The 20,431-nt window shown below is 64.3% G+C and carries 19 protein-coding genes and 1 tRNA gene; 11 read left to right on the top strand and 9 right to left on the bottom strand.

Annotation, left to right across the window (positions count from 1 at the left end):
* Positions 1-47: 47 nt before the first annotated feature.
* Positions 48-500, bottom strand: coding sequence for a PA2169 family four-helix-bundle protein (locus AC5P65_RS02170; RefSeq protein ID WP_005419568.1), 453 nt, complete (start codon positions 498-500; stop codon positions 48-50).
* A 472-nt stretch (positions 501-972) separates the two neighbouring features.
* Between AC5P65_RS02170 and AC5P65_RS02165 the strand changes: the two genes are divergently transcribed.
* On the top strand, positions 973-1,614 hold the full coding sequence (locus AC5P65_RS02165; RefSeq protein ID WP_058978725.1) for a glutathione S-transferase family protein: 642 nt from the start codon (positions 973-975) through the stop codon (positions 1,612-1,614).
* Between the two features lie 23 nt (positions 1,615-1,637).
* Here the strand turns inward: AC5P65_RS02165 and AC5P65_RS02160 are convergent, their stop codons facing one another.
* A complete protein-coding gene (locus AC5P65_RS02160) occupies positions 1,638-2,045 on the bottom strand; it encodes a hypothetical protein (RefSeq protein WP_019660761.1) in 408 nt (135 codons plus the stop codon).
* 49 nt (positions 2,046-2,094) lie between these two features.
* Positions 2,095-2,514, bottom strand: a complete 420-nt coding sequence (locus AC5P65_RS02155; protein WP_019660762.1) for an H-NS histone family protein — start codon at positions 2,512-2,514, stop codon at positions 2,095-2,097.
* A gap of 118 nt (positions 2,515-2,632) precedes the next feature.
* On the opposite strand from AC5P65_RS02155, the gene AC5P65_RS02150 reads away from it, so the two are divergent.
* On the top strand, positions 2,633-3,025 hold the full coding sequence (locus AC5P65_RS02150; protein WP_019660763.1) for a DoxX family protein: 393 nt from the start codon (positions 2,633-2,635) through the stop codon (positions 3,023-3,025).
* Positions 3,026-3,043: 18 nt separating this feature from the next.
* Here the strand turns inward: AC5P65_RS02150 and AC5P65_RS02145 are convergent, their stop codons facing one another.
* On the bottom strand, positions 3,044-4,696 hold the full coding sequence (locus AC5P65_RS02145; RefSeq protein ID WP_495215408.1) for a serine hydrolase domain-containing protein: 1,653 nt from the start codon (positions 4,694-4,696) through the stop codon (positions 3,044-3,046).
* An 807-nt stretch (positions 4,697-5,503) separates the two neighbouring features.
* On the opposite strand from AC5P65_RS02145, the gene AC5P65_RS02140 reads away from it, so the two are divergent.
* Both AC5P65_RS02140 and AC5P65_RS02135 read left to right on the top strand, forming a co-directional pair.
* Entirely contained in the window at positions 5,504-6,031 is a 528-nt protein-coding gene (locus AC5P65_RS02140) for a hypothetical protein (protein ID WP_019660765.1), read from the top strand.
* The gene (locus tag AC5P65_RS02135; RefSeq protein WP_146256811.1) at positions 6,028-6,540 is read left to right on the top strand and encodes a hypothetical protein; all 513 of its coding nucleotides are present in this window, start codon (positions 6,028-6,030) and stop codon (positions 6,538-6,540) included. Before AC5P65_RS02140 ends, AC5P65_RS02135 begins: the two co-directional genes overlap by 4 nt.
* 108 nt (positions 6,541-6,648) lie before the next feature.
* Here the strand turns inward: AC5P65_RS02135 and AC5P65_RS02130 are convergent.
* The 3 genes from AC5P65_RS02130 to AC5P65_RS02120 form a co-directional block, all read right to left on the bottom strand.
* A tRNA-Ile gene (locus AC5P65_RS02130) sits at positions 6,649-6,724 on the bottom strand.
* 10 nt (positions 6,725-6,734) lie between these two features.
* On the bottom strand, positions 6,735-7,898 hold the full coding sequence (locus tag AC5P65_RS02125; RefSeq protein ID WP_495215407.1) for a tyrosine-type recombinase/integrase: 1,164 nt from the start codon (positions 7,896-7,898) through the stop codon (positions 6,735-6,737).
* Positions 7,895-8,386 carry an Arc family DNA-binding protein gene (locus AC5P65_RS02120; protein ID WP_495215406.1) on the bottom strand — a complete coding sequence of 164 codons (492 nt, stop codon included), beginning with the start codon at positions 8,384-8,386 and terminating at the stop codon, positions 7,895-7,897. Before AC5P65_RS02120 ends, AC5P65_RS02125 begins: the two co-directional genes overlap by 4 nt.
* Before the next feature lie 123 nt (positions 8,387-8,509).
* Between AC5P65_RS02120 and AC5P65_RS02115 the strand changes: the two genes are divergently transcribed.
* From AC5P65_RS02115 to AC5P65_RS02085, 7 genes are all read left to right on the top strand, one after another.
* Positions 8,510-8,743, top strand: coding sequence for a helix-turn-helix transcriptional regulator (locus AC5P65_RS02115; protein WP_495215405.1), 234 nt, complete (start codon positions 8,510-8,512; stop codon positions 8,741-8,743).
* A gap of 76 nt (positions 8,744-8,819) precedes the next feature.
* Positions 8,820-9,179 carry a S24 family peptidase gene (locus AC5P65_RS02110; RefSeq protein WP_495215404.1) on the top strand — a complete coding sequence of 120 codons (360 nt, stop codon included), beginning with the start codon at positions 8,820-8,822 and terminating at the stop codon, positions 9,177-9,179.
* Between the two features lie 145 nt (positions 9,180-9,324).
* The gene (locus tag AC5P65_RS02105; protein ID WP_495215403.1) at positions 9,325-9,600 is read left to right on the top strand and encodes a hypothetical protein; all 276 of its coding nucleotides are present in this window, start codon (positions 9,325-9,327) and stop codon (positions 9,598-9,600) included.
* Positions 9,593-10,096 carry a hypothetical protein gene (locus tag AC5P65_RS02100; RefSeq protein WP_495215402.1) on the top strand — a complete coding sequence of 168 codons (504 nt, stop codon included), beginning with the start codon at positions 9,593-9,595 and terminating at the stop codon, positions 10,094-10,096. The genes AC5P65_RS02105 and AC5P65_RS02100 overlap by 8 nt, the downstream gene beginning before the upstream one ends.
* A gap of 745 nt (positions 10,097-10,841) precedes the next feature.
* Positions 10,842-12,272: a phage major capsid protein gene (locus AC5P65_RS02095; protein WP_049417691.1), complete on the top strand. Its 1,431-nt coding sequence runs from the start codon at positions 10,842-10,844 to the stop codon at positions 12,270-12,272.
* 191 nt (positions 12,273-12,463) lie between these two features.
* Complete coding sequence (locus AC5P65_RS02090; protein WP_495215401.1) at positions 12,464-16,180, top strand: phage tail protein; 3,717 nt, start codon at positions 12,464-12,466, stop codon at positions 16,178-16,180.
* A 109-nt stretch (positions 16,181-16,289) separates the two neighbouring features.
* Positions 16,290-16,601 carry a hypothetical protein gene (locus tag AC5P65_RS02085; RefSeq protein WP_495215400.1) on the top strand — a complete coding sequence of 104 codons (312 nt, stop codon included), beginning with the start codon at positions 16,290-16,292 and terminating at the stop codon, positions 16,599-16,601.
* A 303-nt stretch (positions 16,602-16,904) separates the two neighbouring features.
* Here AC5P65_RS02085 and yjjJ read toward each other — a convergent pair whose 3' ends face one another.
* A complete protein-coding gene (gene yjjJ, locus AC5P65_RS02080; protein WP_227853019.1) occupies positions 16,905-18,278 on the bottom strand; it encodes a type II toxin-antitoxin system HipA family toxin YjjJ in 1,374 nt (457 codons plus the stop codon).
* Positions 18,279-18,561: 283 nt separating this feature from the next.
* Entirely contained in the window at positions 18,562-20,415 is a 1,854-nt protein-coding gene (gene rpoD / locus AC5P65_RS02075) for an RNA polymerase sigma factor RpoD (RefSeq protein WP_019660768.1), read from the bottom strand.
* Positions 20,416-20,431 lie beyond the last annotated feature (16 nt).

Below are 20,431 nucleotides of genomic sequence, written 5' to 3'. Positions count from 1 at the left end.
TGCCGCCCCGGCCGCGGCGCCCCTGGGGAGTGGGCCGCCGCTGATCGTCAGGCCGCCTTCATCGCATGCTTGCGCGCGCGCATCACGTTGTGGCACTCCTGCACTTCGGGCAACAGCTGAGTGACTTCCTGGCGCACCGCCGGCGGCAGTTCATTGTCCTTCAGCACATCCTTGAACGCGCCCAGCAGGCGATCCTCGGACTCTTCCAGCTCGGCCACGTAGCCATAGTTGGTATCTCCGAACGCGGCGCGGACCTTGCCGTAGAACTGCTGCATCGAACCCACCACGGTGCCATGCTCGGCCGGCTTGCCGCCGCTGGCAGCCACCGAACCGCTCAGCGCCGCGACGATGCGGCCCTTGACGCCGGCGATACGGGTGAACAAGGCCGACAGCTCGGCATCCTTCACCTTGGTTGCGGCCTCTTCGTAAAACGACTTGCCGTCGCGGGCGATCTCGATCAGGTCGTTGAGGCGGTGTTCGATGGTGGACTGGGTGCTCATGGCCTTGCTCCTGTATCTTCGTTTCAGGGGGAGAAAAGCAGCCTCGACTGCGCTGCCTGCGGATCCACTGTGGACATGCTCGTGTGGTTCGCGGGTGAGCAGCGATTGATATGCACATCACTTCACCCAACCCGCACTGACTGCTTCACGCCACAGTGGCGCGTGGCTCACATCGAGCGGTGCTGGCCAGCCTCACCAGGGAACGAACAGGATGATCAGCACGATCACCACGACCGCGGCGAGCGCTCCCATCAGTACGTTTCTCTGGCGCCAACTGGGCTTCGGTTTTCCGGGGGTATTCATGCCTGCTACCTGTCTCTGCGGATGACCCCGGCAGACTGATGGATCGGCGGCGGTACGTGCGTGCAGGACGCGTGCAGGTGACGTGCAGGGCGCCGCCATCGATGTCGATTTCCGGGACGCCCGCTCGTCAGATCATCAAAGCCCTTCCCTCACCACGCGGACTGCTGCCATGACCGCCATCCTCACCGCCTTCGCCACCTCTCCCGACCGCGGCCAGGGCCTGGCCCGTGACATGCGCGTTCGCTGGGCGCTGGAAGAGCTGGACGTGCCCTATGACGTGCAGCTGCTCAGCTTTGCCGAGCTGAAGCAGCCCGCGCACCTGGCACGCAATCCGTTCGGGCAGATTCCCACCTGGCAGGAGGGCCACCAGGTCCTGTTTGAATCCGGCGCGATCGTCCTGCACCTGGCCGAACAACATTCCGGCCTGCTCCCGGTTGATCCGGATGCCCGCATGCGCGCGGTCATGTGGCTGTTTGCCGCACTGAACACGGTAGAGCCGCCGATTGTCGAGCGCTCCATGGCCTGGGTGCTGGAGCGCGAGCAGCCGTGGTACGCACAGCGGCTGCCGATGCTGGATGAGCGGGTTCGGGCGCGATTGGCGCAACTGTCAACATGGCTGGCCAACGCGCCGTGGCTGGACGGCGATTTCAGCGTGGGCGACCTGATGATGGTTTCGGTGCTGCTGCGCCTGAAGAGCAGCGGGCTGCTTGACGAGTATCCGCTGCTGGTGGCCTATGTGGCACGGGCAACGCAGCGTCCCGCCTATCAGCGCGCGTTTGCTGCGCAGCTGGCGGTATTCCAGAACGGGTAGTTCCGCGCCATGCGTGGAAATACTCAGCGCAAGCTGCGCCGGCAGGCGGCCTGCACCAGCATCAGCTGCGCCACCAGGATCAGCATCGCGCAGCCGGACAGCAGCCACGGATCGATGTACCACTGCGCGTTGAAACTGAAATCACCGGCGGAAATGCGCTTCCAGCCGTTGAAGTGCTGCATCGCTGCGACCACGAACGCGAAGCCACCGGCTGTGTACGACAACCAGGGCACGATGAGGCTCCCCGGGCGCGCGAACAGCGTGAGCAGGCCGAGCACGCCGATGACCGTGCGCTGCACGCGGCAGTACGGGCAGACATAGGCCATCCCGCTCCATTCCACCGCCCAGGCCAGCAGGCTGACCAGCACGGCCGCGCCTGCCGCGGCGTGCAGGACTTTCGGCGTGATCATCATGCCACTCTCGTGTGCCATCCCGTGCTCCTTGGTTGAAAGACCTAGGCAGGGTAGCAGTGCTGCAGCCTCATCCCTTCTTGATGACGGTCCGCTTGCCGATGGTGCTGGTCTTGCCAGCGGTCGGCCTGGCCAAGCCAGGAATCAGGAAATCGGTGACCTTGTGGCCCATCGACACCTTGGACGCCAACCAGCGCGGCATGCGCCCGCGACCGGTCCAGGTCAGGCGCTTGTATTCCGGGTCGCGATACTTGGGCGCGACTTTGCCGGATTTACGGCGGGCGGGTTTGCGGGCGGGCGCAGGTGTTTCCGAGGCTTGGCCGCCAAAGAGTTCTTCGATGGTGTATCCGGCTTCGGCGGCGGCGGCCTTCAGCATCCGGCGCACCGCACTGGCCGGACGGCGGCTGGAAATCAGCTGTTTCCGCCGTTCAGCGGCAACCACCAGGGCACCCAGCTCGCGAAGGCTGAGCGATTCAATATCGATCGTCATGCGGGAAAGGTCTACTGCAGCGCGGCAGCTGTCAAGGCGCCCTGCCCGGCGCGTAGACACGGGCTTCACCGCCGGTGGGCTCCGATCGCCTGCGTCGGCCATCTCCGAGGACCTCGACGTGAGCACTTCATCGCATTCGCTCGCCTACCTGCTTGCACGCATCCTGCTGATGGCCCTGTTCCTGGTCTCCGGGCTGGGCAAGCTCGGTGATCTCAGTGGTACCCAGGGCTACATGGAGGCAATGGGAGTTCCCGGCATCCTGCTCTGGCCGACCATCGCTTTCGAAATCGGCAGCGGCCTGTGCATCCTGCTCGGCTTCCAGACCCGGCTGGTGGCGGTCGTACTGGCAGGTTTCAGCCTGGTCACCGCTTTCATCTTCCACCACAACTTCGCCGATCAGACCCAGCAGATCATGTTCCTGAAGAACCTGGGCCTGGCCGGTGGCTTCCTGCTGCTGGCCTGCACCGGAGCCGGGCGCTACAGCATTGATGGGCGTGGGCGGCGCGGATAAGCAGGCTGCATGCCGCCATCACCCCTGGCCCACGGGCGGGACGCGCTGCAGACGCAGGTTTCGCCATGTCGGCTGGGAGCTGCGGAAATCCACCGCTTCGCCATCGCTGGTGAACAACAAGCCTGGCTCCACTTCGGTGACCAGGCGGATGCCATCGATGTACAGCCAGCCCTGTCGCTGCTCCAGCACAACGGACATCGACGGTTTTCCCCACTGGTCGATGCGATAGCGCCCCAGCCAGGGTTGCCAATGGGGCGCCTGCGGCCCCGTGGGCCCATCGATGGGATCGTTCTGGTCCAGGCCGTCCTCGCCGTTGCTGCATTCCAGGTGCGCCGGCAGCATGTCCGTCGCCGCATGGTAGCGGTACGTCGCAACTTCTCCATCGGTGTCCACGGTGAACAGTTGGTCGCCGTCGATGGCCGCAAAACGGCCGCCCACAGCTTGCGCCCCACGATGCAGTTGCAGTTCACCGCTTCCGGCAACCACGATCTTCGCCTTGCCGCTGCGCCCGATCCAGCTTCCCGCCATCCGCTGCACCTGGTCCTGGTTCAACCTGATCGGCGCCAGGGAAGACAGGGGCACACGCGGCTGACGAGGCCCGAAACGCGCCGACAACAGCTGATCGAGCAGACGCTCGCCAATGCCGTACCCCGCAGACGTCGCGCGATTGAACATCGCGGCAAATCCAGCGTTTGCCTGCCTGCAGTAGGTGAACACGCACCCGAACCCGAAGCCCCCGCCGCGGTGGTGCAGCAGCCTCACCGATGTACTGCCGTAGAGGCGTTCGCTGCGCATGACACCGAGCCCGTAGTCACCGCCCAGGCCGAAACCATGCATCTCGTCCCAAAGGTGAGGCTCGAGCAGTTGCTGCGCACCGGATCGACCGCCACCGAGCAGGAAGCCAAGATACTTCGCCATGTCGGCGGCACTGGTCCAGACGCCTCCCGACACCACCAGCGGCGTCACCGGCGGTACCTGCGCATGGCCTTCCTGGGTTCCCAGTGCCCGCCCCTTGCTTGCCAGGTAGATCGAGGCATCGGCCGTACTGTCGTGCATTCCCAGCGGCTCGAAGATCCGGCGCTGCAGCCAGGCCGGATAGCTGATGCCCGCAACCTGCTCAATGACATGACCGGCAAGGTCGAAGCCCAGGTTGGAGTAGCGATAGCGCGTACCCACTGGAAAGCGCAGCCATGTCTGCGAGATGCTGCGGACGTGCGCATCAAAGCCCGGCGACGCCGGTTCGTAGTTGTTGCCCAGTGGCGCCTCGTGCGTGAATCCCGCGCGATTGGCAAGCAGCAGGCGCAGGCTGATGCGCTCCTGTGGAGCATGCTCGAAGCGGCTGCGCACCGTGAACGACGGCAGATAGCGGGTAATGGGCACGTCCAGATCAAGGATGCCGTCCTGCACGGCCAACAGCACCGCCACCGCAGCGAAATTCTTCGAGGTGGACTGGATGCTGAACATCGTGCTGGCGTCTACGGCCGCGCTGCCCTGGCCTGATACGTGACCGAAGCCTTCAGTCCAGCGCACCTGCCCGCCTTCGACCAGGCAGACGGCAGCGGCACCGATGCCGCTGCCGTCCATGGCCGAGCGGACCACGCCGCGTTCCGCGTCGATCAGGCTCCCGGTGGTGACGGTTGGCTGCGCCACCGCAGCAACGCCGGTGGCCATGAGCGTGGCCGCCGGAACGGCAGCAGCGTTGGCCAGGAAGGCGCGACGACTGAGCGTACCAGGCATCAGATCACTCCACTTCGGGATGCCGCCATCTTCCCGCCAGCAGAAATGGCGGGGCATGTGTCATTCGGCACAGAGTGCGGTGATCGACACTGCTGCACCTTCGCCGGCTGCGCAGGCCTCAGCCCGGAGAGAGCGGCAAGCGGATTCCCTGCGCCGCAACAAAGGCGCGGCACTCGCTCCAATAGGCCTGTGGCGGTGCCCGGAGCTCTGGTCGTGACCAGTCGTCGGTGATGTGCAACGGGTCGCCCGGCACCGGGTCCGAAGCGCGTGACGGACCAGAACGTAAACAAGGACTGAATACGAACCAAGGCGGACCGGGGGAGGCTGCACCACTTTTCCGTTCTCTGCGGGCGATGCAGATGTGCACAAGACGATCGAGTCCATCTCTGGGGACTTGCATGCACTCCGTTTCAGTTGCGCGAGCAGCTCCAACGTCGTTGCGTCGCCTACCCGACCCAGTGTTAATCGCAAGGAAACTGCACCACCCTCATGGAATACAGAAGTTCATCGCAGAAATTCGCTGCAGCACTCGTCGTTGCCGTACTCGCCACGGGAGCGGTGGCGGCCCTTCTCCTCCTTCGCCCCACGCCACAGTCCTCGCAAACGGCACCGAACGTTGAACAGGCGGGCGGGCAGCGCAAGGATCCTTCTGCGCCGACACCCTCGGCTGCGTCACCCGCGTTACGGCCTGCCAACAGCACGAGCATGCTGTTTCCTGGTGTTCCGCAGAATCGCGATGGAATGGAACCCAAGGACGATGATCCATTTGATGGGCGTAGCCGCGAGGAGCAACGCTGGCTGGATGAACACGGCTATCCGAATACCGCGCAGTGGGCTTCCTATTCCAGCGCGCCCGATGCGTTGCTGGAACAAGCCGCCCACGGCGGCGACAAGCTTGCGCGCACCATGCTGGACTCGCGAAAGCTGCCCGATCGAACCGCCTTGGACCGGATGATGTCGTCCGCAGTGGACGGCAACTACTTTGCACTGCAACTGCTTGCGACTCATTTCGCATCCACCGGTCGAGCGGGAAACATCAACGCATACGCGGTTTCGCGCGTCCTGGAGATGCGCGCAGACCCTTCCGCCGCGCTTGGCAGGGAAATCATGTTCTCTGCACCGCTCACTATCGAAGAGCGGATGCAGGGGGAGGCCGAAGCGCTTCGTCTGAATGCCACATTCAACCAGCTCTACCAGGAACGAACCGGCGTCCCGTTCGTTCCCGATTACCGCCCGTTCCCCGTTGACAACTCGCAAGGATGGCAATGAAACCTGCAAGTAAATTCGTCCTGGCCACCGCTGCTTTCACCGTTGCCGGTGTTGCTCTGGCCTGCACCGTTCTTCCAATGCTCCCGTTCTCGATATCGGTCGACCTGAAGGATATCGCGGCGGCCAAGCAAGCCGGTGCCTCATCCGCAGATGCGCCCAACCGGGCATTCCTGAAGAAGCTGGATGAGACCGCTGAAAGGACGTTCGGTGCGGATGCATGGCGCAACACGTCCTTCGTCGGCAACGTCATGTACAAAACAAAAATCATGATGATGACCGGCTCAAGCATGATCACCGTCAGCAAGCCGTGCGGGAAGTCGGCAGAAGAGTCAGGCGGCACCGAGGACAGCTTCGCCTCGACACCCCCGTCTGGCGGTGGTGGTGGTGGCAGCACTGGCGGTGGTGGCGGGATCGGCGGCTGGTTCCCCGGTGGTGGCGGGTGCTTCGGCAACTGTCAGCCGCCCCCGCCCGGTCGCGTTGGTCCTATCGAGAATCTGCCACGATCCTGAGGGCACCACAATGAAAGGGCATCGCCGCAAGGTGCTGCCCTTGGCGCCCCTGACGCACCAGCCAGACGCCATCGGGGCGTCGTCACTGGACTTTGCTGGACGTTCAATTGGTGGGCCCACCAGGATTCGAACCTGGAACCAAGGGATTATGAGTCCCCTGCTCTAACCGTTGAGCTATAGGCCCTGTAAGGGTTTCAGGCGGTTTTGCGCGGTCGCCGTTGTAATTTCGGTGTAATCGCGTCGCCGGAAAGCTGTTTCTGTAGGGCCGCCATAGCGTCCTGCATCGAAGCCGCGTGAGTGTACCTTTCGGCCATAGCTCTTGTCTTCCAGCCACCCATAGCTTGGATGGTGGCCGCGTCGAGCCCAGCATGCGCAGCGTTGGTCGCGGCGGTGTGCCGCATCGTGTGCGGGGTCACATGCTTGGCGATGCCCGCGCGCTGCACGCACCGACCGAACACGGCGTTCATCTGATAGGCCCGGCCGCTGCCCGCGCGCTGCGATGGGAATAGGTAAGCCTCAGCCTCCATTCCTTTGATGACCTTGCCAAGGTACTGCGCCAGCACTTGCGGCATGGGCTGCTCGCGCCGGCCAGCCTTGTCCTTGCCGATCCACAGAATCCTGCGCTGCACGTCCACGTCGCCGGCCCGCAGGTTGAGCGCTGCGCTGTGCCGCAGGCCGGTGTAGAGCGTCACCATCACAAACCGATGCGCCAATGGCGACACGTCCTCCTGCGCGGCCAGCAGCAGCCGCTGCGACTCTTCCGGCGTCAGGTACACCAGCTTTCCCTGCGGCTCGCGCTGGCGGGCCAGCAGCGGCGCAGCGTTGAGGATCTTCCGACGCCGCATCGTGTTGAGCATGTGCAGCAGCGCAGAGCGCTCACGGTTGATCGTCCCCGGGCTGGCGCCCTCGCCCTTCCGGGTGGCCACGTAGGCGAGCCAGTCATCATCGGTCAGCCTGGCCACCGGCCGGCGCCCGAGGTGGGGCTTGATGTGATCGCGGAACCGCCGCTCCTTGGTGTCTATGTCCTTGCCGTCATGCCGGCGGAGATAGTCCAGGTAATCGTCAGCCGCCTGCGCGACCGTCTGCGAGGCGTTGCCCTTGCTCCCCTGCACTCCGTGGGACGCACTGCGCTTGGCGGCCTTGAGTGCGGCCACCACGTCCTCCGCCTGCGTGCGGGTGTACCCCTCCGACTCCAAGCCCACCACCTGGTGATGCCGACGCCTGGCCACCATGACGTTGACCGACCAGCGCCCGTCGCCGTTCGCGGTGCGGGTGTAGGTGATCCCGTGTTCGCTGATCGACTGGCCGGGCTTCAGCGCGCGCTGCGCCGACCTGGTGAGCTTGGTGAAGGCGCTCATCTATCCGGGAGGTGCTTTAGAACTTGTTCGGCAGTCAGCGACACCTTGCGAGCAAGGTCGTCAAGCAACGACTTTGCCTCGCTTTCCACGCGGGTGATTTGCTCTTTGACTGTTTGGGCATCCCAACCCAGGACCTCATGCTCCGCCTGCAAGTTGACGCGTTTGGCATCAGCCTCTGCCCCCTTGACCCCCTCCAGGCTGGCCAGCTCCGCCTGCAGGTAGCTCTGGACCGTCAGAGTAGCCGACAGCCGCTCATTGAGCTCATGCAGCTCCTGCATTCGACGATCAAGCAGAACGTATGTGAGAGGACCGGTGAACGATGCCTCCAGCCGCGCGGAAATCTCAGCGGCGAGCGACCGGCCAGCCTTCTCTGCGGCCTCTTCCAGCTTGGCCCTCACCTCCGGCAACAACCTGACGCTAAAGGTCTCCGCCTTCTCGGACGCCGCCTTGGGCGGCCGGCCTACGCGTTTTTTCGGAGCTGTTTCCATTGAGAGCGTTTCCAAGATAAGCGAACGCAATCTAACACAAAAAATCTCTTGTATTGCCGACCCGCTGGGTGTAGCGTTCGTTTTGCGAACACAAACGCACACCTAAACAATACGGAGAACACAATGCAAGAATCGACACTCCATGCCCATGCGGTTCCTGCGATCAGGCTCGATGTGGCGGCAGCTGCCCGAGTGCTGGGGATCAGCAAGAGCACGCTGGACAAGATGCGATGTGAGGGGCGCGGCCCCCGATACCTGCGGGTGGGCAAGCGCTGCTTTTACCGGCCTGCCGACCTGGACGCCTACCTGGAGGCCGCAGTTGTGGAGACGGCGGACAGCCGTGCGCTGCCCCGCTGAAAGAGAAACGGCCCACCCGGTTGCAGCCGGAGTGAGCCGTGAAAGCCATCGGACCCTTGCGAGGAACGACTTGACCATGAGCCACATCGTACACCAACCATCCCTGCCCGCAATCGGGCAAACCCCTGACGCGCATTCAGACTTTTCCGACACCGCGCGCTGGGCCACCGTCGCACTGACCGACAGCCAGAACGCCCCGCGCTACGTGCCGGGCGACGTGCTGGTGATCGACCTGGAGGTAACGGAATTCCGGGGCGATGCCCTGTATGCCGTGGAGATCGACGGCGAGGCACTGATCCGCTACGTGCAGGTGCGCCCTGCCGGCCTGTACGTCTACGCGCTGTCGGGAATCTACGAGGGGCACACGGTCCCGCGCGCTGCGCTGCGGGTCCTGGGCCTTGTCACCTACGCCAACACGCTGCGGAGGGTCGGATGAACGCCGTCATCATCCCCTTCCCTGCACACCGCATCGTGCGGACTCCGCCACTGTCCGCACTGTCTGAGGCTCGCCTACAGGCACTCGCCGAGCGCCTGGCAGCTGCCATCGATCGCGCCCCACCCCGCCGACAGGAGCGCGCGCCATGAGCCGCCGTCCTGCGGTTGAACCCATCGCATGCGACTGCTGCGGCAAGCCGCTGCTGCCGGTGTTCGGCACGTTCCATCGTGTGGAGCGGGAGTTCGGCTGGGCCTCCCTCCCCTACGTGCTGTGCGGTGACTGCGCCCTGCAGCACAGGGGCAACCCGTCTGAGGCCCGGGTGCGCGAATGGATCATGACGCGCGCGGCGCGCGCTGGGGCGGATTGGGGCCGCAGCGTCGGCCAGCTGCTGCAGAGCCCGGCCAAGGCATCCCATGGCTAGGCGCAAGAAGGAGAACCGCTGGGAGGATATCGACGGGGGAATGGCCTTCGTCATCCCCTACACACTGCTTCGGCATCCGAACTACACGCGGCTCAGTCCCTACGCCCACAAGCTGGTGCAGGACCTTGCACGTCAGTACACCGGCTTCAACAACGGATACCTGTGCGCATCCTGGGCACTGATGCAGGACGCGCATTGGAACTCCGAGAACACCGTCAGGAAAGCCGCGGCGGAGCTTGAGCACTATCGGATCATCGAGCGCACCAAGCAGGGGGGCCGGAACGCGGCCACGCTCTATGCATTCACCTGGCGCCGCATCGACTGGAAGAAGGACAGGCCGCTCGACGTGTCGGCCACCGCGAAGCCTTCCGATAGCTGGAAGCACGAGCGCCCGGACTACGTCCGCAGCACTGGCAAGCGCAAGGAACCGCGCGCTGCAAAAACGGAATTGGTACAGCGCCCCGTGCTGCAACGTGAAGGGGCTGAGGCGGCATGAAAAACGCAAACAGTACAGCGCCCCGTGCTGCACCCTACAGCGCCCCATGCTGTAGTCGCGGACCACGTACAGCGCCCCATGAGGTAGGAATCCATGACTACAGCGCCCCGTGCTGTAGTCATGCCCAGTTTGAGGCTGTTCGTACAGCGCCCCGTGCTGTCCTTATAAGTATTACCAGGCGGAGCCCGTTTTCTTTTGTTCGGCTCCACCGCTTTGGCGCTGTTGCTTCCGGCTCTTGCTGTACGTCTTTTCAGGGCCTCAGGCCCGAACGGCGCGAACTGCACGGGGCGCACCCCATGCGCCCGATGCACCCCATGCACCAGGTTCACCACCTGCCATACGGTGATCGACATGGACCGTAGGGGGAGGCGGAAAGTTGAAGCGTCTGCCAGCCCGATACGCGCGCCCCCTTTTCTTCGCGCTTCCGCAGAATTTGAATTTCGGTGCGAGGTCTGTGGCGGACCGCTCCGCGACCAGGTGACCGGCCGACCACGGCGCTACTGCACCGATGCGTGCAGACAGAAGGCACATCGAATTCGGCGCGCGCTGAAGCCCGCGTAACGAAACAGGCATTGCCAAGCAACAACAGCGATAAACTGAGCGCGTCCAAGACAGACTGCCCCACGGGCAAACCTGACACTGGGCCGACACTGCGGCAGAGGCAACGCCAAAGCGCGCTCTGAGACCACTTCACCATGGTCCGGGCGCGCTTGTGCGTTTCTGGACCCCACATAGGGACCACCCAATGCCTCACCACAACGATTTCCAGCAGATGCGCGACCGCCACGCCAACCGCAAAGCCGCATTCTCGGCACGCGCGGAGCTCGGCAAACTCGGCGTCACCATCGAAGAACCGACCACCGACAAGCCGCTGGACCAGTTGCCGCGCGCTGAAGCACTGGCCTATCGCAACAGCTTGCGCCGTGCGTCCAATGCGCTGACGACCCACGCCAGGGAGAAGGACGAAAACCTCACCGACGGCGTGATGGATGCGTTGGAGTACATCAACAACGCGATCAGCTTGATCAGCGCGGGCATGGATCATCAGGAACAGATGGACCTGACCACAGCCAACGCGCTGGGCACCATGAGCGAGGGCGAGCGCCTGCGCGACACCGAAGGCCGCCAGATCGGCACGCTGCTCACCGCATCGGACCTGCAGAACCAGGCAACCATCGCCCGGCGCCTGAATGCGATGCGCCCGGACGGCGGCGGCTTCAACAATGGCGATGACCAGGTGAGCCTGTCGGACTTCATCCGGGGCGTTGCCAACATGCGCACCAGCGACGGCGTGCGCGCTGCGCTCAGCGAGGGCACGAACACCGCAGGCGGCTACACCGTGCCGACCGTGCTGATGCCGGGCATCCTCAACGCCCTGGTGCCCGCCTCGTCCGTTCTCAGCGCAGGCGCCAACGTGGCCGTGCTGGATACCTCGGCCAGCTCCTTCAGCATCGCGGCAGTGGACACCATCCCCACCCCAGCCTGGCGCCAGGAACACGGCCAGGTGGCTGAGAGCGAGCCGGCGTTCCGCGCGGTCAAGGTCACCCCGCGCAGTCTGGCTTTCCGCTTCAAGATTTCCCGCGAGCTGCTGGCCGATTCGCTGGGCGGCCTGGACGCTGCACTGCGCACGGCCATTGCCCAAGCGTTCGCCAAGGAGATCGACCGCGCATCCCTGATGGGCAGCGGCACCGAGCCGGAGATTCGCGGCCTGCGCAACATCCCGGGTATCAACAAGCTGCCGATGGGCACCAACGGGGGGCCGATCACCGACTGGCGCCAGTTCATCCGCGCCCGTCGCCTCATCACCGAGGCCAACGCCCCGGTGCCGGACGTGGCGATCCTGTCGCCGCGCGAGGACGAAACCATGAGCCTGCTTGTGGACACCACCGGCCAGCCGCTGCGACGGCCGGAGGCCCTGAGCAACTGGAAGTTCCTCACCACCAGCCAGATCCCGACCAACGAAGAGGTGGGCACCGCGACCAACGCGGCCGCCATCTACGTGGGCGGCTTCCAGATGTTCACCATCTACATGCGCGAGTCCGTGTCGATCCAGCTGCTGAAGGAGCTGTATGCCGAGACTGGCGAGGTTGGTTTCATCTGCCACACCCGTCTGGACGTGGCATCGGCCTACCCCAAGGCGTTCACCGTCATCGAAGGCGTGACGGACACCGAGTAAAGGGCGGGGCCAGCCGGCGGTGCCCCTGACAACACCGGCAGCCTGGGCGGCACCAGCGCGATGCGCGTCCTCAGCGTCGTGACCAGGCAACGGGAGGGGGGAGGTCGAAACTTGGAAGGCCTCCCCCCTCGACACGCGCGCCCCCTTTTCTTCGCGCTTCCACAGAATTCAAATTTCAGGCCGGGATACCCATGAGCCTCTATACCCTCACCGTCGACCTGCTGATGAAGACGGGTTCGTTTGAAACGGGCATGACCAAGGCCGAGCGGCTGGCCAGCCAGAAAGCCACGCAGATCCACGCCTCCATGACTCGCGTCGCTACCGTGGCGGGCGCGGCGCTTGGCACCGCTGCCGCTGCTGCTGGCACGGCTGTGTTCACCTGGACCAAGCAGGTTGGGCAGTTGGCAGTGGAGTACGACCGGCTGGGCAAGCTCTCCGGCACCACGTCGCAGGAGTTCCAGCGCATGGCCGCAGGTGCCCGCACGGTAGGTATCAGCCAGGAGAAGCTGGCCGATATTTTCAAGGACGTGCAGGAGAAAATCGGCGACTACGCCCAAACGGGCGGCGGGGAGATGAAAGACTTCTTCGACAACATCGCCAAGGGCAGCGGCCTCACCGTCGAGAGCTTCCGCAAGCTGTCTGGCCCCGACGCCCTGGGCCTGTACTTCAAGAGCCTGGAGAAGGCGAACCTCTCACAGTCGGAGCTGACCAGCTACATGGAGGCCATCGCCAGTGATTCGGCGATGCTGATCCCGCTGCTGCGCAACAACAGCGCCGAGTTCAACCGCATGGGCAACGCGGCGGAGGCCGCAGGCAGCATCATCGACGTGCGGCTGACCCAGGCAATGCTGGGCATGCGTGATGTGACGAACCGGGCAGAGCTTTCTCTGCAAGGCATGAAGGTGCAGGTGGTGTCGGGCATCCTGCCTGCCCTGCAGGACTTCACCGACCAGCTCGACGCGGTGGCAGTCAACGGCAACTTCGCCAAGGAAGCGGCCGACGCTCTCTCCGGTGCCATCCGGGGCGTCACCGACGCGGTGCGGGACGGCGGCGCCGTCGTGGACTTCTTCGACCGTATCCGGGGCGGCCTGGTGGGCGTGGAGAAGCAAGGCCACGCAGCGTTCAAGCTGGCGACCGGTCAATACGCGTTCGGCGGTGGCGGCTGGGAGGGCTTCAAGAACGAGTACGCACAAGGCACTGCCTATGCCGACAACGGCTGGAAGGCGATGCAGCCCAAGACCGCCAAGCGGCCGAGCGTCACTGTGCTGGAGGGGTCGGAGCGCATGCCCGAATGGGCGTTGCTGCCGGCCACGCCGGATGCCTACGAGCCACGCAAGCCAAAGAGCAAGGGAAGCGTAGCGAAGACCGGGAACGCGGCGTACGACCGCCTGGCCGAGCAGCTGCGCCGCTACGCCGCCGAGGCAGACATGGCGGCCGCCACGATGGCCGGCCCGCTGGCCGAGGCCGAGCAGAAGCACAAGCAGCGCCTGGCCGAGCTGAACAAGGAACTGGCCGCTGGCAACATCACGCGCGCTGCCTTCAACACGCTGGAGAAGGAATCAGCGGCTCAACTTGCGGCGACCACCGCCGAGCTGGACAAGCGCAAGCGGGCGCCGCAGGCGCTGCTGGACACCATGAGCGGCGAACTGGACATGATGCGCCTCATCGGGCCAGCGCGGGAGCGCGCACGCCGTGAAATGCAGAACCAGCGGGACATGCAGGAGGCCATCAACGAGGCGAACGCGGCCGGCGCAGGCATCACCGCCGACCTCAGCGATTCGCTCATGGCGCAAGCGCGCGCTGCGGCTCAGGCCAGCATCGACGCGGACAAGTACGCCGCCAGCCTGCAGCAGTGGGCGGATGTGGGGACGTACCTGGTCAGCGACACCGCCGACGCTATGGCCAACTTCGTCGCGGGCGGCCTGCGCGATTGGTCCGGCATGTGGGACGACATGAAGGACATTGCCAGGCAGGGGTTGCGCGACATTGCACGCCAGCTGCTGGAGCAAAAGCTGGTGCTCCCGATTCAGACGCGCATCATGGACAGCATCAATGGACTCGGCAGCGGCAACGGGTTGAGCCTCAACAGCATCCTGGGGATCTTCGGCGGCAACGGTACTGCTGCAGGCGGCCAGAACGCCGCCAACATTGCGAGCCTGCTGTCGAAGGGCCAGAGCGCTATCGGGTTCACCCCTGGCGCCGCAGCCGCGGCGGGTGGCTTCGGCCCTAACACCCTAATGGGCTTCGGCAACAACGTGGCTGCACTGACGGGAGGCGGCTCGGCCGCTGCCGGTGGGGCCGGCGCTGCGGGAGCAGCTACGGGCGCGCTGGGAGCCGTCGCGGCCTTTGCACCCTATGCGGCTCTGATCGCGATGGGTATGCAGATGGCCGGCAGCGCCTACAAGGAAGGCTTCGGGCTGGAGAACCAGGACAAGTTCGATCTACTGAAACGCGGCCACTTTGCCTCCGGTGGCCTGCTGACGCCGGTCATGCTCGACAGCATGTCGCTGGACGTGATCGGGCGTGCGCTAGGCATGAACCGCAAGACGGCGGCGATCTTCTCGGGCAGCTCGCTGCTGGGCAAGGCGTTCGGGCGCAGTGCGCCCAAGATCACCGGTCAAGGCATCACGGGCGATTACGGCTTCGGTGGACTGGACGGCCAGAGCTACGCGGACGTGAAGCAAAAGGGCGGCTGGTTCCGCTCTGACAAGAAGTGGACCCAGTATGGCGCGCTGGATCCGGGCATCGATCGCACGTTCGACATGGCGGCTCGGCAGATCCGGGGCGCAACCACTGACCTAGCCAAGCAGCTGGGCGTGGACCTGAGCAAGCAGCTGGCCGGGGTCAAGGTAAGCCTGGGGAAACTGTCGTTGTCGGCGGATTCGGCCGAGGCCCAGCAGCAGCTGGAGGCGTATCTGGCCGGCATGCAGGATCGGCTCTACACGGAGGCCGTGCGGGCGGCGGGCTTCGGTGGGCAGTTGGATGGCTATTTCGACTCGGCAGACGTGTTCGCGGCGCTGGGAGCATCCATCGAGCTGGCGGTGGGCAATGCCGACGAGCTGGGCCGCGCCCTCAACGGCCTGGAGATCGACAAGGTGAACAAGGCCGTGGACTACTTCCAGGACCTGGCCGGCGTTGCCGGTACGGACCTGGCCACGCAGATCAACAAGGCGTCGGGCCTGCTGGGCAACTACTCCACCCTGATGGCCGACGTGTCGACGCAGCTGCTCACTGGCGACCTGACCGCCTACCAGCAGCAGGCACTGAGCATCGAGCGCACCTACCGCCAACAGGTGAAGTCGGCCAACGACTACGCCAAGGCGCTTGGCCTGTCAGGTGCGCGCGCTGAGGACCTGGCCAAGATCGAGGCACTGCGCGCCACCAACATGGGCAAGCTGCAAGCGCAGATCGACAAGGACAGGAAAGCCATTAGCTACGGGCTATCTGTCAGCGACCTGTCGCCTCTGGCCGATCAGGAGAAACTGCAGAAGACCATGCAGGAGCTGGAGCGGGCTGTGTCGGGTGGCGACAGCAGCGCGGCGCAGGCGGCCGCACAGGCGGCGCTGGGCTTCGGTCGGAACCTCTACGCCAGCGGCCAGGACTACAACAGCCTCTACGGGCAGGTGACGGGCCTGATCGACGGCATGAAGGTGGGCGACCTCGACAAGGGCGGCGTCGGCATGGGCGAGCTGGCCGACACCATCGAGGCGCTGCCGGACAACTTCGCGCGCGCTGTGTTCGACCTGGTGGTGGACAACAAGGCGCAGGCGGCGACAACGGCGGCGGTGCAGCAGAGCAATGCCCTGCTGGCTCAGGTGGTGGATCGGTTGGATCGGCTTGAGGCCGTTACGACGCAGGGCGTGCGCGCATCAAGCAGCAGCGCACTACGCAATTCGCTTAATAGATAGCCGCGCATCGTACGGCCGAAAACGCGAATAAACAAGGACTTGCGCGGTTATGTGACCACCATCATGATCTGCCCTCTCTTCAAGTGTGGGCAAAGAAATGACCGTATCCGTGATCGTGATCGAACCCATCAAAAATGACGAAAAACTGGCAGGCTTCGAGCAGGAGCTGGGCAAGGTTTCTCACTTCCACTGCTTCGCTGAAAATGTCTACTTCGCTAGCCATGACGGCAGCTCGCGCGACCTTTTTGATCACTTGCGCAGTGCAGTGCCCGAGGTGACGACTGAGCTCGTGGTCATCGAAGCGAAGGACGTGCAGGACAACAGTTGGCGGGTGAACGGGCGCACCTTTGATTGGCTCAATGAAGCACTCCCCGACCATCCAGTCCCAGCACCAGGATTTCAGAAAGAAGTGAAGTGGTAATTCTGGTGTAATCGTGTCGGAAAAACCGGCGTACTCGCGGCAACAAATGAGCAAAGCGAGGCGCCGGCAATCGGCAAAAACGCCTGTGTATTAAGTGCTTCAGCCATTCTGTGGGATAGCATGAAACGGGAGGGGAACGGATTATGAGTCCCCTGCTCTAACCGTTGAGCTATAGGCCCGGCGCAGCGCCACAGTGTAGTGGAGCCTGCGCTCAACCGGCTACCCGCCGGCGCCAAGACACACTGAAAAACCCTCAGCCATCGCTGCGCAACGCCGCGCGCCCAGGCTTGCGCAACAGCTGGCTCACCCAAACCGCGCGCCCATCTCCCGCACCCGCTCGGCGTTCGCCCCCGCCAATGACCGCATTGCTGGCGACTGGATCCGCCCGTCAACAGCCACGCACTGCCAGAATGCTTCAGCCACCGGTGCCGCCCAGCGCAGATGCTGCAGATCACCACTGCCCAGCGGTGCGACCGGCGACAGCGGCTCGTCCGCGCGCAACACGCCCAGCTTTGACGGCGCCAGCGACATCGGCAGCATGTCGTAGACCGGCGCCAACGGCAGCGGGCCGCGATCAACGAAGTGGAAGGCGATGTTGCCGTGGTGCATGTCGCTGTTGCCGATCAGCCGCCCGAACGCGTGGCGTCGGCCCATCGCCTGCACGGTGTCGGCCGTCAGCCAGCCTTGATCACGCAGTTCGGCGCCTGCAACCGGCCACGCTGGGGTGACCTCGCCGGTGAACGCAGACGATAGCGACAGCAGCGAGACCAGGCCTCGCCGCCCCAGCAGATCGGGCGTGCGGTCGAAGCGCTCGATTTCCAGGAAGGTGTGCGTGGGCGACTGCAGCAGTTCACTGGACGCCGCGGCTTGTCCGGACTGGCGCAGGGCCTCAAGCGCCAGATGTTCGCAGACCAGCAGATCGCTCCAGCGCTGGGCGGCGGCGCCTTCATCGGGCTGCGCGAACTTGACCAGCACCGAGCGGCGCCTGCCGTGGACCTCCACGGTGGCGGTGAACTTGGGTTGCTCGCCACCCGGCGAGAAGCCCACATCCTCTCCGTCCAGCGCAGCACGCGCACGCTCGCGATACTGTGCAAGACGATCGTCGGCCGCAACCCGATCGATCGGCGCCTGCAACGCATCCATCGCCGCCTCCACGGCGGCGATACCGAGCAGCAGATCGCCCGCTTCAGTCCCGCCAGCGGTTACCAGGGACATCAACACATCGTCCGGTTGCCAGCCCTTGAGGTCCTTCGGCAGGCCGAGCGCCTGCCCACGGCCATGGGCGAAGCTGCGACCAAGAAATCCCTGCGGTCGCAGGTCATCCAGGTACCACGGTAAGTCAGGAAAGAAGGCAGCAACGTCACCTTCGGGCGCGCGTCGCAGGTTCGGGCAGTCAGGCCCGGCGTCGACATGGAAGCCGCCTCCTACCAGCGCAATTACCCGCCCCAGCTCCTCCAGCGTCGCATCTTCGCGCAGCCGGTACAGCGGCCATTCGCTGCCTGCCCGGGTGGGCCGCCGCAGCGCATAGGCGGTTGCCCGCGTTCTGCCCATGCGCACCACCTGCGGGCCACTGGCGGCCACCAGCCGGCTGAGCGCCATCCGGTCCACCCCCAGACGCTCGGCCAGCGCCGCGGCTGGTAGCGGCTGGCCGGGGGCCAGCTGAGCGATCAGATCCAATACCTGTGGGCGTTGAGCGCGTGGCATGTGCATTACGTAATACGAAGCTTGTTACGTAATTAGCATCAAAAAAACGGGACTGCAAGCACGACCTTGCATCTATGAGCCTGAAAATAATGGACATATTCACGAAGCGCCAGCTTCGACGCGGATCTTTGTTACATTATTTGTTACGTAATTATATGGCTCTTCCGAGCACTGGCGGGGCGTTACAGGGATGTGGTGGCAAAGAAAAACCCCGCCGAAGCGGGGTTTCTCTCAACACATCAGCCATCGCCGGATATCAATCGATATCCAGGAAGCTGCGCAGCTGCTCCGAGCGGCTCGGGTGACGCAGCTTGCGCAGGGCCTTCGCTTCGATCTGGCGGATGCGCTCGCGGGTCACGTCGAACTGCTTGCCGACCTCTTCCAGCGTGTGGTCGGTGTTCATGTCGATGCCGAAGCGCATGCGCAGCACCTTGGCTTCCCTCGGGGTGAGGCCGGCCAGCACGTCGCGCACGGTTTCAGACAAGTTGATGTTGGTGGTGTTCTCGATCGGGGACTCCACGTTGGTGTCCTCGATGAAGTCGCCCAGATGGGAATCCTCGTCGTCACCGATCGGGGTTTCCATCGAGATCGGCTCCTTGGCGATCTTCATCACCTTGCGGATCTTGTCTTCCGGCATGTCCATTTCCTTGGCCAGCTCCTCCGGCGTGGCCTCGCGGCCATACTGCTGGAGCATCTGGCGGGAAATGCGGTTCAACTTGTTGATCGTCTCGATCATGTGCACCGGGATACGGATGGTGCGCGCCTGGTCGGCGATCGAGCGGGTGATCGCCTGGCGGATCCACCAGGTGGCGTAGGTCGAGAACTTGTAGCCGCGGCGGTATTCGAACTTGTCCACCGCCTTCATCAGGCCGATGTTGCCTTCCTGGATCAGGTCCAGGAACTGCAGGCCGCGGTTGGTGTACTTCTTGGCAATCGAGATCACCAGGCGCAGGTTGGCCTCGACCATTTCCTTCTTGGCCTTGCGCGCCTTGGCTTCACCGTAGGCCATGGCACGGCTGATTTCCTTCAGCTCTTCCAGGTCCAGCTGGGTCAGCTTCTCGATGTCGATCGTCGCCTGCTGTTCGGCAATGATCTGGTCCTTCACTTCGCGCAGGGCCGACGACCATTTCTGCTTGCGCTTCAGTGCGTCTTCCACCCATTCCAGGTTGGTCTGGTTGCCTTCCCAGGAACGGATGAAGTCCTTGCGCGGCATGCGCGCGGTGACGGTGGCCAGGTTCAGCACACGGCGCTCATGCGACTTGATGTCGGCCATGGTGTCGCGCAGCTGCTTGGTCAGCACGTCGGTCAGCGGCAGCGGCAGCTTCAGGGTGACGAACACCGCCGACATCTCTTCGCGCAGGCGCGGCAGGTTCTTCTTGTCGCCCTTGGTCGCGGCCTTCTTGAACGCATTGAAGGCATCGCTCAGCGCCTGCATGCGCGCGGCGACTTCCTCCGGGTCCGGACCGGTCGGTGCGGCTTCTTCCTCGCCACCCTCGACATCATCGTCCTCGTCCTCGTCACCTTCGGCGTCGGCATCGCTGCTGTCATCGGCAGCGACCGCCGGCGGCGCCGGCTCTTCGTCGACCAGATCATTGAACCCGACGATCACTTCGGCCAGGCGCTTCTTGCCTTCCTTGTGGGCTTCGTAGTCGTTCAGCAGCGACTCGACCGACACCGGGAACTGGCCGAGCGCGGCCTGGACCTGGGAGAGGCCTTCCTCGATGCGCTTGGCAATGGCGATTTCGCCTTCGCGGGTCAGCAGCTCGACGGTGCCCATTTCGCGCATGTACATGCGCACCGGGTCGGTGGTACGGCCACCTTCGGTGTCGAGCGCGCTCAGCGCGGCGGCAGCTTCTTCGGCCGCGGTGTCATCGACTTCGCGGTTGCCGGTGTTGCCGTCGTTGAGAAGCAGGGTTTCCACATCCGGCGCAACTTCATGGACATCGATGCCCATGCCGTTGATCATGCCGATGATGTCTTCGATCTGTTCCGGGTCGACCATGTCGTCCGGCAGATGGTCATTGACTTCGGCGTAGGTCAGGTAGCCCTGTTCCAGGCCCTTGCTGATCAGTTGCTTGATTTCGGATTGGGCAGGACGTTCGTTGGCCATGTAGTGCTCGCGCCAC

This window comes from Stenotrophomonas sp. YJH_SMC_48-3 (assembly GCF_059369375.1).
Note: the sequence above shows the minus strand (reverse complement) of the source record. Positions and strands in the feature narration are given on the sequence as shown.

What these genes read in the sequence shown, in the direction of transcription:
- AC5P65_RS02120 (WP_495215406.1), bottom strand. Translation starts at nt 8,386, where the DNA reads ATGGAAACAGCTCCGAAAAAACGCGTAGGCCGGCCGCCCAAGGCGGCG.
- rpoD (WP_019660768.1), bottom strand. Translation starts at nt 20,415, where the DNA reads ATGGCCAACGAACGTCCTGCCCAATCCGAAATCAAGCAACTGATCAGC.
- AC5P65_RS02125 (WP_495215407.1), bottom strand. Translation starts at nt 7,898, where the DNA reads ATGAGCGCCTTCACCAAGCTCACCAGGTCGGCGCAGCGCGCGCTGAAG.
- AC5P65_RS02155 (WP_019660762.1), bottom strand. Translation starts at nt 2,514, where the DNA reads ATGACGATCGATATTGAATCGCTCAGCCTTCGCGAGCTGGGTGCCCTG.
- AC5P65_RS02165 (WP_058978725.1), top strand. Translation starts at nt 973, where the DNA reads ATGACCGCCATCCTCACCGCCTTCGCCACCTCTCCCGACCGCGGCCAG.
- AC5P65_RS02095 (WP_049417691.1), top strand. Translation starts at nt 10,842, where the DNA reads ATGCCTCACCACAACGATTTCCAGCAGATGCGCGACCGCCACGCCAAC.
- AC5P65_RS02090 (WP_495215401.1), top strand. Translation starts at nt 12,464, where the DNA reads ATGAGCCTCTATACCCTCACCGTCGACCTGCTGATGAAGACGGGTTCG.
- AC5P65_RS02100 (WP_495215402.1), top strand. Translation starts at nt 9,593, where the DNA reads ATGGCTAGGCGCAAGAAGGAGAACCGCTGGGAGGATATCGACGGGGGA.
- AC5P65_RS02140 (WP_019660765.1), top strand. Translation starts at nt 5,504, where the DNA reads ATGGAACCCAAGGACGATGATCCATTTGATGGGCGTAGCCGCGAGGAG.
- AC5P65_RS02105 (WP_495215403.1), top strand. Translation starts at nt 9,325, where the DNA reads ATGAGCCGCCGTCCTGCGGTTGAACCCATCGCATGCGACTGCTGCGGC.
- AC5P65_RS02170 (WP_005419568.1), bottom strand. Translation starts at nt 500, where the DNA reads ATGAGCACCCAGTCCACCATCGAACACCGCCTCAACGACCTGATCGAG.
- AC5P65_RS02160 (WP_019660761.1), bottom strand. Translation starts at nt 2,045, where the DNA reads ATGGCACACGAGAGTGGCATGATGATCACGCCGAAAGTCCTGCACGCC.
- AC5P65_RS02110 (WP_495215404.1), top strand. Translation starts at nt 8,820, where the DNA reads ATGAGCCACATCGTACACCAACCATCCCTGCCCGCAATCGGGCAAACC.
- AC5P65_RS02115 (WP_495215405.1), top strand. Translation starts at nt 8,510, where the DNA reads ATGCAAGAATCGACACTCCATGCCCATGCGGTTCCTGCGATCAGGCTC.
- AC5P65_RS02145 (WP_495215408.1), bottom strand. Translation starts at nt 4,696, where the DNA reads ATGGCCACCGGCGTTGCTGCGGTGGCGCAGCCAACCGTCACCACCGGG.
- AC5P65_RS02135 (WP_146256811.1), top strand. Translation starts at nt 6,028, where the DNA reads ATGAAACCTGCAAGTAAATTCGTCCTGGCCACCGCTGCTTTCACCGTT.